Annotated in this window: 2 protein-coding genes; both read left to right on the top strand. The window is 66.0% G+C overall.

The features are described from left to right. A partial coding sequence (locus WFH32_RS19210) for a hypothetical protein (RefSeq protein ID WP_336708884.1) occupies nt 1-519 on the top strand: 519 nt, incomplete at its 5' end. 11 nt (nt 520-530) lie between these two features. Beyond that, a partial coding sequence (locus WFH32_RS19205; RefSeq protein ID WP_191798464.1) for a glycosyltransferase family 2 protein occupies nt 531-1,557 on the top strand: 1,027 nt, incomplete at its 3' end.

Genomic DNA, 1,557 nt, shown 5'->3' with positions numbered 1-1,557 from the left:
CAGGTGTTGCCGGTGGGGTCGAATCCTGATGGTTCGCCGTTCTTCGTGTTCGACTACGCGGCGGGGGGCCTGCCTGAGGGTGGGGGCGGGTTGGCGTACTTCTTGGCGGTGCAGGTCACGTTGTTGATCGCGCAGGTGATCAACTTCTTCGCCCAGCGCAACGTGACGTTCAAGTCGAACACCTCGATCTGGCGGGCGGCGTTCTGGTACGTGGTGGCGTACGTGGTGATCACGTTCGCGGCGGCGGCGTTGCAGGGCCTGTACAAGGCGCCGATCTACGAGCTGTTGATCGACACGTGGGGCCTGGGCAAGACCGGGGAGACGATGGCCGACATGGTCACGATGATCATCAACAGTGCTCTATCGTTCTGGGTGTTCTTCCCGATCTTCAAGATCATCTTCAAGCGTGACCCCGAGGTCCAGGCGCCCGAGCCGGCCGCAGCGGCACCGGCGGGTGTGCCGGTGTCCGGGGGCGCGGGGGAGTCCTCGTCGTCGGCCCGTGCGGGCCAGGAAGTCTGAAGAGTGCGCTGATGTCCAAGCTGTTGACGATCGTCGTGCCGTGCTATAACTCCGCGGCGTACATGCACCGCAGCATCGACTCGCTGTTGGCCGGGGGCCAGCGGGTGGAGATCTTGATCGTGGACGACGGGTCCTGGGACGCCACGGCCCAGGTCGCGGACCGGTACGCGGCCGCCCACCCGGGGGTGGTGCGCGCGATCCATCAGCCCAACGGGGGCCACGGGGCCGCGATCAACACGGGCCTGGCCAACGCGCGCGGGCGGTACATCAAGATCGTGGACTCCGACGACTGGCTCGAGGCCGACGCCTACGCCAAGGTGCTGGACCTGCTGGACTCCTTCGTCGCCCAGGACACCGGGATCGACATGCTGATCAGCAACTTCGTGTACGAGAAGGTCGACAAGCGCAACAAGACCGCCGTGCGCTACACCAACGCCCTGCCCCAGGACAGGGTCCTGGGCTGGGACCAGGTCGGGCGCCTGCGCAAGAACCAGTACATCCTCATGCACTCCCTGATCTACCGCACCGACCTGCTGCGCGAGGTCGGCCTGGTCCTGCCCGAGCACACCTTCTACGTCGACAACCTCTACGCCTACGCACCCCTGCCCGCGGTCCGGCGCCTGTACTACCTGAACGTCGACCTCTACCGGTACTACATCGGACGCGCCGACCAGTCCGTCAACGAGACCGTGATGATCTCCCGCGTGGACCAACAGCTGCGCATCAACCGCACCATGATGGAACACCTGTCCGCGGCCCGCGCCAACCCGCACACCCCCCGCGCCCTCAAGCGCTACATGCTGCACTACCTCGACATCGTGTCCCTGGTCTCCTCGATGCTCCTGGTCCGCGCCGGCACCCGCGAGTCCCTGCGGAAGAAGGACGAGTTCTGGGCCCACGCCCGCGCCTACGACCCCGCCCTGTACCGCCGACTACGCCGCACCACCCTGCACCAGATCTCCAACCTCCCCGGCAGACCCGGACGCCAACTCTCCGTCCTGGCCTACAAAGCCGCACAACGCGTCATCGGCTTCAACT

This window comes from Oerskovia sp. USHLN155 (genome assembly GCF_037145535.1).
Classification (GTDB): Bacteria; Actinomycetota; Actinomycetes; order Actinomycetales; family Cellulomonadaceae; genus Oerskovia; species Oerskovia rustica.
This window is presented reverse-complemented; position numbering and strand designations above follow the sequence as displayed.